The sequence below is a fragment of the Kangiella sp. genome, assembly GCF_014762745.1.
Classification (GTDB): domain Bacteria; phylum Pseudomonadota; class Gammaproteobacteria; order Enterobacterales; family Kangiellaceae; genus Kangiella.
Genome location: NZ_JABURJ010000052.1, coordinates 43,763 through 59,821 on the forward strand (window position 1 = coordinate 43,763; position 16,059 = coordinate 59,821).

Annotated in this window: 10 protein-coding genes; 5 read left to right on the top strand and 5 right to left on the bottom strand. The window is 44.9% G+C overall.

The window, feature by feature from the left end; genetic code table 11:
• The 4 genes from cas9 to HUJ19_RS03810 form a co-directional block, all read right to left on the bottom strand.
• Positions 1 to 3,159: a type II CRISPR RNA-guided endonuclease Cas9 gene (cas9, locus tag HUJ19_RS03795; protein ID WP_290622341.1), complete on the bottom strand. Its 3,159-nt coding sequence runs from the start codon at positions 3,157 to 3,159 to the stop codon at positions 1 to 3.
• 400 nt (positions 3,160 to 3,559) lie between these two features.
• Positions 3,560 to 5,842 carry a nitric-oxide reductase large subunit gene (locus tag HUJ19_RS03800; protein ID WP_290622342.1) on the bottom strand — a complete coding sequence of 761 codons (2,283 nt, stop codon included), beginning with the start codon at positions 5,840 to 5,842 and terminating at the stop codon, positions 3,560 to 3,562.
• 2 nt (positions 5,843 to 5,844) lie between these two features.
• On the bottom strand, positions 5,845 to 6,534 hold the full coding sequence (gene ytfE / locus HUJ19_RS03805) for an iron-sulfur cluster repair protein YtfE (RefSeq protein ID WP_290622343.1): 690 nt from the start codon (positions 6,532 to 6,534) through the stop codon (positions 5,845 to 5,847).
• Positions 6,521 to 7,750, bottom strand: a complete 1,230-nt coding sequence (locus tag HUJ19_RS03810) for an NnrS family protein (RefSeq protein WP_290622344.1) — start codon at positions 7,748 to 7,750, stop codon at positions 6,521 to 6,523. Before HUJ19_RS03810 ends, ytfE begins: the two co-directional genes overlap by 14 nt.
• A gap of 235 nt (positions 7,751 to 7,985) precedes the next feature.
• Here HUJ19_RS03810 and HUJ19_RS03815 point away from each other — a divergent pair, with 235 nt between their 5' ends.
• On the top strand, positions 7,986 to 8,420 hold the full coding sequence (locus tag HUJ19_RS03815; protein WP_290622345.1) for a YbaN family protein: 435 nt from the start codon (positions 7,986 to 7,988) through the stop codon (positions 8,418 to 8,420).
• 47 nt (positions 8,421 to 8,467) lie between these two features.
• Positions 8,468 to 8,914, top strand: coding sequence for an Rrf2 family transcriptional regulator (locus tag HUJ19_RS03820; protein WP_290622346.1), 447 nt, complete (start codon positions 8,468 to 8,470; stop codon positions 8,912 to 8,914).
• A gap of 81 nt (positions 8,915 to 8,995) precedes the next feature.
• On the opposite strand, the gene HUJ19_RS03825 is transcribed toward HUJ19_RS03820, so the two are convergent.
• Entirely contained in the window at positions 8,996 to 9,964 is a 969-nt protein-coding gene (locus HUJ19_RS03825) for a calcium/sodium antiporter (protein WP_290622347.1), read from the bottom strand.
• Between the two features lie 282 nt (positions 9,965 to 10,246).
• Between HUJ19_RS03825 and HUJ19_RS03830 the strand changes: the two genes are divergently transcribed.
• The 3 genes from HUJ19_RS03830 (at position 10,247) to nirK (ending at position 16,047) form a co-directional block, all read left to right on the top strand.
• A complete protein-coding gene (locus HUJ19_RS03830; protein ID WP_290622348.1) occupies positions 10,247 to 11,653 on the top strand; it encodes a sensor domain-containing diguanylate cyclase in 1,407 nt (468 codons plus the stop codon).
• Between the two features lies 1 nt (position 11,654).
• Entirely contained in the window at positions 11,655 to 14,231 is a 2,577-nt protein-coding gene (locus tag HUJ19_RS03835) for an EAL domain-containing protein (RefSeq protein ID WP_290622349.1), read from the top strand.
• Between the two features lie 403 nt (positions 14,232 to 14,634).
• Entirely contained in the window at positions 14,635 to 16,047 is a 1,413-nt protein-coding gene (gene nirK / locus HUJ19_RS03840) for a copper-containing nitrite reductase (RefSeq protein ID WP_290622350.1), read from the top strand.
• The last annotated feature ends 12 nt before the right edge of the window (positions 16,048 to 16,059 follow it).

Here is a 16,059-nt window from a genome sequence, read left to right on the forward strand (position 1 = left end):
CTACTCCTTTTTAATCTTATGAGCTTTCCGAGCATGACCGGGGTCTTTTACCTTGCCTAGCGGGTCTACGAATACTTTACGTGCATTTTTCTCTTGTAGCTGCTTTGCTGATGCGGCCCAGCTAGATTTGTCTTTTTCTTCTTTAGCGATTAAGTGACTTCTTAGATAAACTAGGCCATTTGTAATTTTTTTAACTCGCCTTATTTCAGTATTATCTTTGTTGTCAAAAGCAACCATATCATTGATCTGTAATCGCATAATGCGCCAGGCAGTCGGATTATCTTTGCGCCACTGAGGGGTAAAGTCAGACTGGTGTGCATCAAACATGGATATAATCTCTGATTGCCACTTGCCTGCCTTTTTACCTTTGTCGGTACACCAGATATCGGCACAATAATTGCTACCGCCTTGAACGTATCGGTAGGGTTTCCCAGTTTTGTCTTTGATGGGAATCATTACATCATCGGACTTTTCAATATGTACTCGAACCCGGCGAATATTATGTTGCTTTGCATATTGAGCTAAAAAGTCCTGCCATTGCTTTTTAGTGGGCTTGGTCGCTAACTGCTCCAATAAATCTTCCCTAATGCTGGTGTTAGCTATTTCCAATATTTTTTTCTCTTTGTCTTCAATATTTAGGAAAGGCTTGCGTGTAGCATAAATGCCAGTGTTCTTTTTGGTGCCATCACAGATGCGCCCATAATAGGTTTCTTCATGCAAAGAGCCTATCGTGGTAGAGCCGTTTGGCTTACCGTGATCTGGTTTATAGGAGATGACGATATCATCAACCAGCTCCTGAATTTTTGAGCGCTCGAAACCTTCAAATGGGTATTCGAGTTTTTCTAAGAGTTTGTCAGTGTCATGAGCACGCTTTGATGCTTTGGATACTTTGTTGAGCGTGTTGCGGCTGGTACAGGCAACTACTAAGGCATCAATGGCATGATGCCTATGATCAGAACGATCTTTTGAGTCATCATCGCTGATCAGGCTGTTTAAGCCCCAATGATGCCTAAGCATTGATGTTAGCTGACCAGTTACAGCAACCACCTTGTCCTTGTGACAGGCATAAGTCATGTATTCTCTGGCCACTCGGGTCATATAGCGGGTGTCATTAAGCATTCTTGCTAATAAATCGCCATTATCGCCTTTCCATTTTTCCCAAGCGTTAGGTTCAAACCGCCAACGTTTATTTTTATTCGCAAAATTTTCTACCCGGGCAATAATAGCCTCCCAATCATAACCTTCTGGGCTATGTCCGAAGGCTTCAAAAGGCGATTGGTTACCTTTGAGTCTGTTGGCATCTCTATGAGACAGCACCTTGTTTGCCCTTGAGTCGTCATAACTTAACGAGAAGGGCAATAAGTGCTCTACTTCGTACGCTGAATTGAAAATATCGTGTGCTGAAATGATGTCTCCTGTAAATGGACAACAACGCTCATTAGGCGATTCAGCGAGGTCTTCCCAAAGTTTATATTTCATTCGGTTTTGATAGTTCTTGGCGATCCCAAGTTTTTCTAGCTCTTCGTTGATACGTTCATTATCATCTCGCCCTTTTCTTAAGTCTCGCTCGAGCTTTGAGTATTGGTCAGCACCGAGTGGAAGTTCTCTTGCAAGCTCCAGGTGTATTTCTTCGGGAGCAGACTTTAATCGCTTTATCAACGCATTAACAACAGTTTTTAACTGATTCAGGGCTATGTGAACAGTAGGGTTGTTGATCTTTCCATAATATTGCTCGGGAGTAGCTTCCTCACCTAATGAACGATCTCCACCTAATACATAGCGCTGCAGGAGTTGTCCATAGTATGGAAGGTTCCCTTCATTATAAACTTCACCTGTATGGAATTGACTGTGGTCTATGCCTTCTTCTTTACAGGCTTTATCGTAAGTTAAACCATTTTCCATATGAGGATTTATTTTGATGGCTGCCTTGAGACTGATGCTTGCGTACCCCGGCGGGAGTTTAGCAGATGCAATAGAGCTGAGCTGAGATTCGCTTAAATCGAAGTTATCCGATAACCAGCTTTTTAAATCTTCTTTGTTGGTAACAGTAACAATTTTATCAACAATCTGGTTTTGTGTATCGAGATCAAGATCTAACCATTCGGTTCCAAAGGCTTCGTCATCAGAAAGTCTAAAGCTTGTCAGATCGCAGTTTAATCCTTTTCGGCCAAGCTCTTCGAGGTTAAATGAAGATGCTCGGTTAAGATTGGTGAGTTTTTTTATTTTTGCCCAGGTCAGCAATCCATTTTTGTTTACTTCTGTAAAATTGGTTGTCAGCTCTTTTAGAATAATATCCTTCTGCTGCTTTGTAAGGTCAGGATCGTCGGGAGTATACTTTTTCAATTGCAAGTTTGCGACTTCCTGAAAAATTCTGAACCTTTGTATTTCTGGATAACCCAAGCGACCTCTTTTTTCCCCTTCAATCAAGGTACACCAGCCTGGTTCAGGAATTTGTAATGGTCGTTGCTCTATGATGATATCCATTAGCTCTTGTTGAATATCAGGTGTAAGGTTTTCTGGATAGTACTTCGTTTGGTGCGAAAGAATGGTTTTAACCTCCTGTTCCATCATTTCTCGTGAAATATAAAAGTCCCATTCATTCTTACCCTTCACTGAGTTAGGTCTAAGTCTTACCGTATTTTTATTCTTATGCTTCTCATATAAAAACTGACCTACTGTTTTGCAATTTAGCTGTTCTTGAAGTTCCTGTATTCCTCCTTTCATCCCTGTTAATTCAGAATCAGAGGTATCATCGAGTATTCTATTGCTCTTAAACCCACGACGCTGGTTGATATGAAATAGTGCGCGGCCTAACTCAAAAAGAGGAACCTGTTTTGTCGCTGATTCTGCGCGAGCTTTCCAAGGGTCAATTTCTTCAACTTTTTTTCGCTCTGCCTTATCTTTTGGCATAAAGCCATATTTGATAAGCGCATTTAGAAGTTTGTTGCGTCTTTCTATATACCGATCCCTTCTTCGACGCGCTGACCGTTTTTCCCGTCTTGTTACTGAAAGGGGTTGCTTGCTTTTGGCGTCACGGCCGTCAGGAAAAATCCTAACACCCATATCAATGATATCGCAGGGTTGATTGTTATCATCTAGCTTTACTGCACACCAGCCAAGCGAGGTTGATCCCATGTCTATTCCAAGTCTATATTTCATTCTTAGATCCTTTTTATTAGTTAATGTTTAAGTAATACCGCAAAACTTGACAAGTTTCAATTTCTGGCTTAAGTTAATCGGACAGATAGGAAATTGTGGTTTTTCCGTTAACAAGGAATTTCCAACAAATTAAAAAGCAGGCTCCGGCCTGCTTTTCTGTTTCTACTGTCTGATAATCTTCTTAATTGCTTCAATAATTTTACTAGTCCAACCGACACACCATGTCGCGCATCTTTGCTATAACCATATTCTTAAATTAGGTGGCCAAATTTAGTTTGCCACTACATAAACGGTATTTTGTTGGAAGGCGACGCGTTCCGAGTCTTTTCCAGCCTACAAATTAGAGGCAAAAAAAGAGGTGCCAATTGGCACCTCAAATGTTTCCTATAGCTTGTAATTCTTACGCACCTTCTTCAACTGGTTTACCAACAGGCTGATGAGCGCCTTCTGCTGGCTCGCGTAAGCCTTTAATCACCTGCCAGGTTACTGCTAGTGCACCGACGATGAAGACGACGTCACCAATGGTTCTGATCCAGCGTAGGGTGTAAAGGATGTCACTTTGCATGACAGCTTCGCTACGTGCATACCAGAAGCCTTCGCTGACGCTGGCGTAAAATTGAATCAGGCCAACAGGTAGCAAGCTGGTTAACAACATCATCATCAAACCAATGTTTAACCACCAGAAACCTGTTTTCATCAGTCTTTCATCAAACACCATGTGTGGACGGATGTAGCGTAGGATAAGTAACACAAAGCCTATCGCAAGGAATCCGTACACCCCGAACAGTGCTGCATGGGCGTGAGTAGGAGTCATGTTCAAACCTTGCACATAGTATAGCGATACTGGTGGATTGATCATGAAGCCGAGTACACCTGCACCGAACATGTTCCAGAAGGCAACAGCGACGAAGCACATTAATGGCCAGCGGATATTATCCATCCAGGTGGCGCGGCTTTTCAGGCGATAGTTTTCCCATGCTTCATAGCCCAGCACAATCAATGGCACCACTTCCAGTGCAGAGAAGGTTGCGCCCACTGCCATCACAGGAGTTGTAGTTCCTGAGAAGTATAAGTGGTGGAAAGTACCCGGAACACCGCCAAGCAGGAACAATGAAGCTGATGCTAAGCTGGCTGCTGTTGCTGTTGAGCGATTAACCAAGCCCATGCTGTGGAAAATAAAGGCTAGTGATACGGTAGCGAATACTTCGAAGAAACCTTCTACCCACAGGTGAACGATCCACCAGCGCCAATATTCCATCACAGAGATGTGAGTTCTTTCGCCGTAGAAGAAGCCTGCGCCGTAGAACAAACCGATGGCAACTACTGAAGCGGTTAACAGTACTAACAGGTTTTTATCACCGGCTTTTTTCAGTGCCGGGGCAATACCGCGCAACATCAGGAATAGCCAGAAGACAATACCGAGGAACTTACCCCATTGCCACAGACGACCCATATCGACGTACTCATAACCTTGGTGACCTAACCAGAAGTTAAGGTTTTCAGGCATGATTTGTGCAATCGCCAGGTAGTTACCGATGAAGGTGCCGCCAACAACCGCTACCAATGCCCAGAACAGAACATTGACGCCCAGTTTCTGGTGTTTCGGATCTTTGCCGCCGTTGATGATTGGTACTAGGAATAGACCAGCAGCGAGGAAGCCAGTAGCAATCCAGAACATGGCTGCCTGAATGTGCCAGGTACGCGCCAATGAGTATGGAATCCACTTAGAAATTTCCAGACCGTAGAAACCTTGTCCCTCAACCGTGTAGTGCGCAGTAAGACCACCCATCATGACCTGCAAGGTAAATAGCGCAACCACCACAAATAAGTATTTACCCAATGCTTTTTGCGAAGGAGTCAGCTTGAATGTAGTAATCGGATCTTTAGCCGGAGCAGCAGGCTCTTCTTCATCGTGTTTACGCATGAAGGCCCAACCCCAGACCAGACCGCCAATACCGGCAACCAATAGAATCACACTGATGATAGACCAGACAATATTTTCAGAAGTCGGTACGTTGTCGATCAATGGCTCATGTGGCCAGTTGTTGGTGTAGGTTGCTTCGCCACCGGGACGATTGGTTGCAGCAGCCCAGGCAGTCCAGAAGAAGAACTGGTTCATGACTTCGCGACGCTCTTCTTTAGGAAGAGTGTTTTCTTTCATCGCATAGTTATCACGACGCTGACGATATTTTGGATCGTCACTGAACAACTGGTGATAGTAGGCATTAACTTCCGCCATCGCTTTAGCACGACGCTCTGATACTGTTACTGTATCTGTCGCCTTGTCATAAGTGTTGGTGCGATAGTCCTGCTTTAAGCGATACTGCAAGGTTTGTTGCTGTTCGCCATTAAGCTCAGCGTAAGGCACGCCAAACTCTTCTTGCGCAGCCAATTCTAACCAGGCTTCCAATTCACGGTGTAGCCAGTCAGCAGTCCAGTCAGGTGCCTGATACGCACCGTGACCCCAAATCGAGCCTAATTGCATACCGCCAATAGACTGCCAGGCAGTTTGACCGTCAAGAATCGAGTCATGGGTCATCAAGACGCGCCCATCAGTCGTTACAACTTTCTCTGGGATAGGGGGCGCTTCGCGATACACTTCACGACCAAAATAGCCGAGGATAGTGAAGGTAACCGCTAAGATACCTATCAGGGTAAACCAGAGTTTGCGATATTTACCCATAGTTAGTGTCCTCCAAGGTAGTTATCAATTCGTTCAAATAAAATATTGTTTTCGAGGTGAATATGGTTCATCAGATCTTCCTTGAAGGCGGCAAGACCAGTGTAAAGCGCCTGCCAGGTATTGCATGCTTCCGCTGGTAGCTGGAAGTGGTGTGCAAGTTGTTCCAGACGAGCTAACGACTCGCCATGATCATCATGTTCCATGCGCATCACAGCGACCGGGCTTTTCGCCAGGCCACCCATACCGCGCTGAATCATTGGGAATAAAATCTGTTCTTCTTTCTGCATGTGCGCTTCCATTTCCTGCTCAACATCGCTTAAGAAGCTGGCAAGGCCGGTCGGGCACTCAGGATGGCGGCCATGAACGGTTTCTACGCGCTGCGCCAGACGAATCAGTTCAGGCAGCTGCTCGCGATGCACTTCATGGTAGCGCTCAAGAATGTGATTAATCAGTTCTTCATTCGGCACATATTTCAGGCTGTGCTCTTCGGCTTGTGGCGAACTTAATTGATTGAGCTGACCCAGCACCTCATCCAGATCCAGGTTTTTCTCCTGAATACTGGTTGCCAGTGGCTGATGACCACCGCAACAGAAATCCAGCCCATGTTTAAAGAAGACCGCGCTGGCGCCGGGGATATCGCGGGCAATTTCGCCGAGCGATTTATCCAGTAAATTCATATCAAATGCTGTCATGGCATTGACCTCGTTTGCTTTGTGTAACCACTGAAGTCGCATTAACTATTTTGGGCGCAGCTTTGACTGCGGATGCTTTTTTCAGTGACGCTTGTTTTTGTGTAGACTTTCTCTGTGTAGAAAATAGGAAGATTGCCAGGGCAAAATATGCCGCTGACCAAGAAAGGGCCGAGAGCCACAACAAGTGAGGTCCTGTTAGACCAGGAGAGGAGTCAACTATGGCTCCGGCCAAAACTCTAAATAGGGTTGCTAAACACAGCAGGCCTAAAATATTGACGATCATGACTTTGGGCTGAGGAAGGTGTTTAAACTGGTGCAGGTTATTCTTCATCATGACTGAGGCAGATAAAGTGCCAAGAGCACCAACAGTAATGAAATGCAGTAATACATAAGTTGCCAGCTCAAAGAAGATGGCAAAGCCGAGGGCAAAGGTTCCAATCGCCAGCCAGCCGTAGCCAATGCCAAGACCGATAAGATCGGCGCGGTCGCCGCAACGCCAGATTTTCCAGCGAATAAGACGAACTGCAATCACGATTGCAACGGTAATAGATAATACTCCTGCTACCTGCGAAGCGCCTGGGATCAGGGCAGATATGGCACCCGCAGGTAAAAGCAGAAGTATTAAAGCTTCAAGCTGTGGTTGAACACGAGCTTGTTGAGTGATGCCACGTTTTTGCATTTCACCGGCAACTGCTGGAGCAATTATCCGCCCTCCGATGAATGCCATTAACATGACCAATAAAAGAATCATGGCTTGTGATAACTGGCCTGGTGCAACTGGCCAGCCCATTTCGCGCAAAATTAACCAGCCCAAAGGAACGCTACAGATAGCCATTAACAGTGGGCTAATCATCCGGTTACGCCATTTTTTTGCCGCAAAAAAGCGAGGAACGATTTTCCAGGCCAGCGCCAATGCGAATAGCGGGCTCGACCACTGGCCGATAGCACCTGCCGGGTCAACCCAGTAACCGATACGTGCAAACAACCATAAACCGAATAGTATCCACAACCAGCGCGCTTCAATCTGGCCGAGGGTGTAGCCTGCGATTAACGCCAGGGCAAAGCCAAATAGCATTTCGTGAGCATGACCTAATCCAACAAATGCCATTAACCATTCGGAGCTGAACTGATAGGCAAGCACAGTTAAAACCGCGGTTATCGCTGCATGAATGCAGGCCGCGGGAAAGAATAGATTCTGTGCGCTAACTTTGTTCACTGATTTGCCCTGATCGTGATTATTCTTAAAGATGTATTTCAAGTACATATTAAGATTTAAAAAATAAGACGTCAACCTAAAAATATATTATAAATGCATCTTTTGATGGCTTAGACGTCTTTCTTGTCGGCCATATTACGACAAAATGGCAATAAAACCATGATCTAGATCAATAGACTTGATCTTTATCAAAAGATGTATGACAAATGTATATTAATTGATCTAGAATAAGCCTATGGCAAAATCGAATGACAAGGGTAAAGGCATGAGAGTCGTACTTTCAAATGCAAAACCAACAGTGACACGCTTACTCAATCGTCAACTGGCCTATCGCACTTTGGCAATTGTAGCGACCGGGCTTGGCATGATTGGTGTGGTGCTACCCTTGTTGCCGACTACCCCATTTTTGATTGTGGCGGTCTGGGCGGCAGGCAAAAGCTCACCGCGATTGGAGCTATGGCTACTTGAGCACCGTCAGTTTGGACCCTTGCTTAAAGGTTGGCGCGAGCGAGGTGCGATTCCACTTTTTGCCAAATACCTGGCCGGCTTTATGCTGACAAGCAGTTGGCTGGTCTTATGGCTGCTGAATATGAAAACCGGGGTATTAATCTTCCTCGCAGTGTTTTTCTCGGCACTATTGACCTATATAATCAGCCGACCTAATGCTTAGAGCCTGATTTAATGATTAGAGCTTTAGGCATTTTACGGAGACGATAGATGCATATTACCCGTTATACCGACTATTCATTACGCGTTTTATTATTCCTGGCACTGGAAAAGGATCGGCTGTGCACCATTCAGGAAATTTCCGACAGTTACCAGATTTCCAGTAACCACCTGATGAAAGTGGTACACGCATTGAACAAAAAAGGCTATATCGAAACCGTACGTGGCAAGAACGGTGGCATGCGCTTGCGGATGGATCCTGACGAAATCCGTATTGGAGTGCTGGTCAGAGAGATGGAACCGGACATGAGCCTGGTGGAATGTTTCTCGCCCGATAATAAGTGCGTGATCACTCCCGTCTGTGGTCTTAAATCGGTGCTTGGCGAAGCCTTGAAGAACTTCCTCGCAACCCTGGATAAGTACACGCTCGGTGATATGTTGCCGCAGGAATATAAGCCCCAGTTAGCTCGATTGTTGAAAATCGCTGAGGTTAGCTAGAGTAAATCAATAATAATGGTTGATTGAATGTCAAAAGGGCTCTTGTTTGAGCCCTTTTCTTTTACATAAGAGTTGTAAACTTTATAAAAACACTGAGCGAATCAGGTAGGCGGTGTAACCGACATAGGCAGCTAGCAATATTGCGCCTTCGAATCGATTAATCCGGCCTTCACCCCTGAAGCCATAACCAATGACAAACAACGACAGGGTTAGAATGCCCATGAACATGGCGTCACGCCATAGCACCTCAGACTCAACTGCCAGAGGATGAATGGCACCAGCGATACCGACTACTGCCAGCGTATTAAATAGGTTTGAGCCGATAACATTGCCGAGCGCAAGATCATGCTCATTCTTACGAATGGCGATAATAGAGGAGGCCAGTTCAGGCAGCGAAGTACCGACTGCAATAATGGTCAGGCCGATAATGATATCGCTAACGCCAAAGGCCTGAGCAATTTCAACAGCGCCCCAGACCAGCATTCTCGAACTGGCCACTAGCACAATCAGTCCCAGCACCAGCCAGAATATTGCAGTCTTGAGCGGCATTGTGTGCTGGCTGACTTCCTGCTCGACTTCTTTGGCCAAGGTGTCGGATTTCTTCTGCATGCCTTGCCAGATGGACCAGCCCATAAAACCGGCAAAACCAATTAGCAGGATGATGGCGTCTACTCGTGAAATATCGAGATTCCATAATAGGCCAATTACCAGCAAGGTAACTAGCATAAGGATAGGCATTTCTTTGCGCAGAATTTTAGAGTGAACGGCAATCGGGCTGATCACGGCGGTTAGGCCAAGAATGAGTGCAATATTGGTAATGTTCGAACCAAAGGCGTTACCAAGGGCTATGCCAGGATTGCCCTGACCTGCGGCCAGTGCCGATACCACCATCTCCGGGGCCGAGGTGCCAAAGCCGACAATAACCATACCAATAAGCAACGAAGGCATACCAAAATGACGAGCAGTTGAAGCTGCTCCATCAACAAATTTATCTGCGCTCCAGACCAATAAAGCTAAACCTGCGATAACAGCGAGAATGGCAACAAGCATAATTTTCCTATGAAAGTATTTTTATCTGCTCTGTGAATATGAGCCTTTGAATGTGGCCTATTGTAGCGATTCCATTAAAAAAGTCACAAAAGTTATTGTAAGTGGTTGTATTTTGGGAGATGCTTAACACGTCACAGCTATAAAAAACAATGACTTTGCGCAACCTATCCCCAGTGCTAGTATTTAACAGTGTCTCAGTTTGCAGAAACGCCTGGGCAAAAAAGCAAGGACATACGTTCAATGTAATGGTTGCAAATAGCCCAAAAGTAGAAGGGAACGCGATTGGAACGTGAGCAGATAAAAAATACGACAGTAAAATTAATGGCGGTCTGGTATAACAGGCTGTTAGTGATTTTCTTAGCCCTTCTACCCTTATGGTTCATTCTTTACATAGAATCTGAAATATCTCCTGATAAAAAGTTTATTGCCCATACCTTTCATGTCATTGTTATCTCCTTTGCTGTCCTTTTTAGCGGTTTTCTAAGCTACATCACCTGGCGTTGTTATCGAGCGACAGGGGAAGAGCTTCTACGCTGGCTGGTTTATGGTTTTCTGGGTTTTACCATTGTTTATGCACCGCATGGATTCCTGACTCATTATTCAATGAGCAATGTATGGATATTTTCACTCTATGGCCCAGCCTCAAGATTAGTGATGTCATTTTGTTTTTTGGTTGCCATGTTGAAGTATGGCGAAGTTATCGAGCTTGAGAAGGCTGGTCAAAAAAGGCTGACTGTTCCAGTTATACTCTTTTTGGTTATCAATATCTTAGTGTTTGGGGCCGCGCATCTGACCACGGTTGATCTCAACTGGTGGCGCTTATTAGCAGAATATGTGTCTATCAGTATGTTCCTTAGTAGCGTGATATGGATGCTGATCCAAAAAACACGCGGTTATATGGCGCTGTTATATGGGCTGGCAATGATTTGGTTCGCGCTTTCCTGTCTGTCTTTCACCATTGGAGTCGTCTGGGATCATCAATGGTGGTTTGCCCATATTATTTTCGCTGCCGGTTTTCTATTGCTTAGTTATGGCGTGGTGCAGGCATTTTTAACCACTGGTTCATTCAAAAATATCTACTCGCAGACCGAATTGTTAGATCAAATTCTGGCTGAAAAGAAAAAGTCGGAACAGGCTTTAATTGAGCTAAAAGAAGTCAACCAGAAGCTTGAGGAGCTGGCTGCTACCGACTCTCTGACAGGGGTTGCTAATCGTCGTGAATTTATGAGTCGCTCCGAAGAAGAAATGTCTCGCGCCTATCGAAACGGCACTGAACTATGCATGATGGTGGTCGATTTTGATCATTTTAAAGAAGTGAATGATGAGTATGGGCATCAGGCTGGCGACAAGGTTTTAAAAAACTTTGTGAAATTAACCAGCGAAATTATGCGTCCTTCCGACTTGTTGGCCAGAATTGGTGGTGAGGAATTTGCTCTACTACTGCCCGAGACCAGCCTTTCTTCGGCGGCTAAGGTGGCAGAAAGATTGCGTCAGTATATTGAGGAAAATCCAATTGCGATTGGTAAAAAGAATATAAAACTTACCATCAGTATTGGGCTGGCTCAGTATCAGCCTAAAGTCGACACAGTAAAAAAGTGGTTACACCGTGCCGATGAGTTGCTGTACCAGGCTAAGGATAAGGGAAGAAATCGAGTCGAGGTTGAAGACTCTAAGGATGTAGGTGACTAGCATGGTTTATAAAGTCACTATTAGCGCTATTTTAGTCACCCTGTTAACGCTCGCTCTGATCTGGAACTTTCAGGGTGAGGGTTCTGATAATGCTCGCGAAATTCGAGTAGGTCTCTATCAAAATTCTCCTAAAATCTACCGCAATGCGCAGGGAGAGCCCGCCGGTCTTTTTATTAAACTGATTGAGGCCATTGCTGCAGAAGAGTCTTGGCAGTTAACCTATGTTGATTGCGAATGGAGTAATTGTTTAAACCTGTTATCGAACAGGGCTATTGACCTGATGCCGGATGTGGCCATTACCGATGAGCGGGATCGTAAGTTTGATTTTCATTCCATTGCCGTAACTCACAGCTGGTCAGAAGTCTGGGCGCGCAAGGATATCAACATCATGGGGCTGCCCGATTTACAGGGTGTCCGAATTGCAGTTCTACGTGATTCAGTACAGGAAGTGGCTTTACAAAAGATGATGATGGGCTACGGCGTTGGTTTTAAGCCTATTCCTGTTGATACCTACAGTGAAGGTTTCCAGGCAGTTAATAATGGTAAAGCTGATGCTGTGATTACCAATGTGCACTTTGCAGATATACATGGAACAAAGTTTGGGCTACGTGAAACGCCGATCATGCTTAATCCCGCGAGTCTTTATTATGTGACAGCAATAGGCGAAAACCCCGATTTGTTAAGAGCGATTGATAAGCATATAGAAGTGTGGCGTACCGATCCTGATTCTGTCTATTTTGAGGCGCTGAAAAGTACCATGGTTCCGATACAGGAACCGATCATTCCTAAATTATTGCTGTGGATACTGGTTATCGGCGGCGCCATGATACTGGTTATGTTTGGCGTGACCGGCTTGTTGCGCTGGCAGGTTCAGAAGCGTACTAAAGCTTTAAGTCGCACCAATGTACGCTTTAATCACCTATTAAAAGCCAGCCCGGTAGTTTTATATCAACTGCTGCTGGAAGAGGGCGGCTTTAGGCCAGTCTGGGTTAGTGCCAATTTGAAGCGGCTTTTTGGTTATGAGCCAGAGGAGTTGTACGATATTAATTGGTGGAAAAGTGTTTTGTACGAGGAAGATCGCTCTAAAACCATAGAGCAGTTTGGTGGCATCTTTGAAAAAGGTCATGTGGTTTATGAGTATCGAATTCTGGATAAAGAAGGCAAGATTCGCTATATCCGTGATGAACTGCAGCTACTGGCAAATAGCGGTGATGGTCATGTAGAAATTGTCGGCTCATGGAGTGATCTGACCGATATATATGAGAAAGAAGATCGGCTGGTCTTTCTGTCACAATATGATCCTTTCACGCATTTACCCAATCGCCAGAAGTTGCAGGAGCGCGTTGAAGAAGCTATCGAACGCAGCAAACAGTTTAATGAAAACTTTGCAATTTTAAGCATTGATATCGACCACTTTAAAAAGATCAATGAAACGCTTAGTTATCAGGTGGGTGATGCGGTTATTTTACGTGTTGCGGAACGGCTAAAACATATTTTAAAAGTAGATGACACTCTGGCTCGTATTGGTGGTGATGACTTTGTACTGGTCATTAATGAACAGATTGATGTTAACAGGGTTTCCAAAATTGCTCGCAAAGTTCTAAAACGTTTCGCTGCACCCTTAAGAGTCGATGATCATGAGCTGATGATTACAGCCAGCATCGGTATTGCCATTTATCCCGAAGATGGTCGTGATCCTGATACCTTACTCAAAAATGCAGAAATCGCACGCTATTCAGCGAAAAAAGCAGGTCGCAATCGATTTGAGTTTTTCAATGATCGACTGGCGGAAGGTATGCATGAAAACCTCATGTTGGAAAGTGCCTTGAGAGTTGCTGTCGAGCGTAATGAGCTGGTGCTACATTATCAACCACTGGTTTGTTTTTCAGATGTGGGTATGGTCGGGGTTGAAGCTCTGGTCAGGTGGCAGCATCCAACTCAGGGATTGATTCCGCCTTATAAGTTTATTCCGCTGGCAGAGGAAACCGGCCTGATTGGTGATATTGGCTTATGGGTTCTGCGCGAAGCCTGCCGTCAAATGATCGAGTGGGATAAAGCCGGTATTGGTGTCGATTGTATCTCAGTCAATATTTCGGTGCAGCAGATAGAGACAGGTCTTTTGCCCAAGCAGGTTAAAGAAGTCTTGCAGGATACCGGGTTGACCGCAAATCGACTCTTCCTCGAACTGACAGAGTCGACCATTATGCAGGATCCGGAGCAGGCGGCTACAGCCATGGCGGAGTTTAAACGGATGGGGGTGAAGCTGGCAGTGGACGATTTCGGAACCGGCTATTCCAGTATGTCCTACCTTAAACGCTTACCACTCGACCGTCTTAAAATTGATCGTTCCTTCATCAAGGATATTGGGCGGGATACCAGTGACGAAGTCATCTGCAAAGCAATTGTGCAGCTGGCAAAATCATTGGGCTTGGAAACTGTTGCTGAGGGTGTTGAAGAAGAGTCCCAGGCAGAGTTTCTTAAAGCGCTCGGCTGCGATGTAGCCCAAGGCTACCTCTATAGTAAGCCGATCCCAGCACCTGAGCTAGCTAATAAATGGGGCAGGCTAACCAGAAAGTAGCAGTCTGCAACAACTCATAAAAACGCATAAGACTAAGTCATATCAAATATATATCTTTTTTTATTTACTAATAACTGATAAGTTTAACTAATCTAATTATAGTTACCCTCCATGCCTGGCATTCACGAGATAAAACCTTAAATATTTTAGGGTTTTGTCTCGTCAAGTGAAGTCATTCACAGTAACAGCCATCTATATTCGTTAAAACAATCAATATCTTACGATATGTTTGGGGACATATGTCCAGTAAGGTATATATAGCTGGAGATAATAATTAATCTGCTGTCTTACCTTCGGGTGAATATACTGATCCAGATCAAACTACCGATTTTATATTGCTTCATACTAACCTTAAAAATGAGTATTTTTAATATAGGTTAAAGCGATCTCAGGAGATCATCTCATGTTAAAACACAAACTATTTAAGAAAACAATATTGGCAGTGGCCGCGATTGGTTTAGTTAATGGCGTTATGGCTAAAGACTTGCCAAAAGAGCAGGCGATTCTTACTTCTCCACCCGAAGTGCCACCAGCAATTGAGCGTGAGCACAACGCCAAAGTGGTCGTTGAGCTTGAGACTGTTGAAAAGGTTGGCACCATGGCGGATGGCGTTGAATACGTCTACTGGTCTTTTGGGGGTACGGTTCCGGGTAGTTTTATTCGAGTCAAAGAAGGCGACGAAATCGAGTTCCACCTTTCGAACCATCCATCTTCAAAGATGCCACATAACATTGATTTACACGCAGTCACTGGCCCAGGCGGTGGTGCAACTTCATCATTCACTGCTCCAGGCCACACAACAACTTTTGCCTTTAAGGCGCTAAATCCCGGCCTCTATGTTTATCACTGCGCAACAGCGCCAGTCGGTATGCACATTGCCAATGGTATGTATGGTTTGATTCTGGTTGAACCAAAAGAAGGTTTGCCAAAAGTGGATCGTGAATACTATGTGATGCAGGGTGACTTCTATACTAAAGGTAAATATGGCGAGCCAGGCTTACAGCCTTTCGACATGGAAAAGGCCATCAATGAACACGCAGACTATGTTGTGTTTAACGGTGCAGTGGGTAGCTTAACTGGCGATAAATCGCTCAAGGCTAACGTTGGCGAAACCGTTCGCTTGTATGTCGGTAACGGCGGTCCAAACCTTGTTTCTTCTTTCCACGTGATAGGAGAAATCTTTGATAAGGTGTATGTCGAAGGCGGTAACCTGATTAATGAAAATATTCAGACTACTTTAGTCCCTGCTGGCGGCTCTGCCATTGTTGAATTCACAGTGGACGTGCCCGGCAACCTGATTTTAGTTGACCACTCTATCTTCCGTGCCTTTAACAAAGGTGCCCTAGGTATGCTCAATGTGCAGGGTAAAGAAGATAAAACCATTTATTCAGGTAAGCTGGATGACCGAATTTATCTTCCAGAAGGTTCAGCTGTGCAAAGTGTGGACAAAAAAGTGGAAGTAGCCAAAGCAGCCAATAAAGATGAAAAAATCAAGTTTGGTAAACGTGTTTATGACGCTAACTGCATGGCCTGTCACCAGCCTAATGGCCAGGGTATCCCAGGTGCTTTCCCACCAGTTGCCAAGTCTGACTACTTGAATGCCGATCCAATTCGCGCGGTCGAAGCCATTGTGCACGGTCTCGAAGGTCCAATCAAAGTCAATGGTGAGTCTTTCAACAGTGTCATGCCTGCAATGGATTTGACCGATGATCAAATTGCCAATGTTGTGACTTACCTCTTGAACAGTTGGGACAACAAGGGCGGTGAGATCACTGTTGAACAAGTGAAAGAAGTTCGAGCTAACAAACCTCACTAACCTTAAAGAGAA

Coding starts and splice junctions, on each gene's coding strand:
- cas9 (WP_290622341.1), bottom strand. CDS start 3,159: ATGAAATATAGACTTGGAATAGACATGGGATCAACCTCGCTTGGCTGG.
- HUJ19_RS03800 (WP_290622342.1), bottom strand. CDS start 5,842: ATGGGTAAATATCGCAAACTCTGGTTTACCCTGATAGGTATCTTAGCG.
- ytfE (WP_290622343.1), bottom strand. CDS start 6,534: ATGACAGCATTTGATATGAATTTACTGGATAAATCGCTCGGCGAAATT.
- HUJ19_RS03815 (WP_290622345.1), top strand. CDS start 7,986: ATGGCAAAATCGAATGACAAGGGTAAAGGCATGAGAGTCGTACTTTCA.
- HUJ19_RS03820 (WP_290622346.1), top strand. CDS start 8,468: ATGCATATTACCCGTTATACCGACTATTCATTACGCGTTTTATTATTC.
- HUJ19_RS03825 (WP_290622347.1), bottom strand. CDS start 9,964: ATGCTTGTTGCCATTCTCGCTGTTATCGCAGGTTTAGCTTTATTGGTC.
- HUJ19_RS03835 (WP_290622349.1), top strand. CDS start 11,655: ATGGTTTATAAAGTCACTATTAGCGCTATTTTAGTCACCCTGTTAACG.
- nirK (WP_290622350.1), top strand. CDS start 14,635: ATGTTAAAACACAAACTATTTAAGAAAACAATATTGGCAGTGGCCGCG.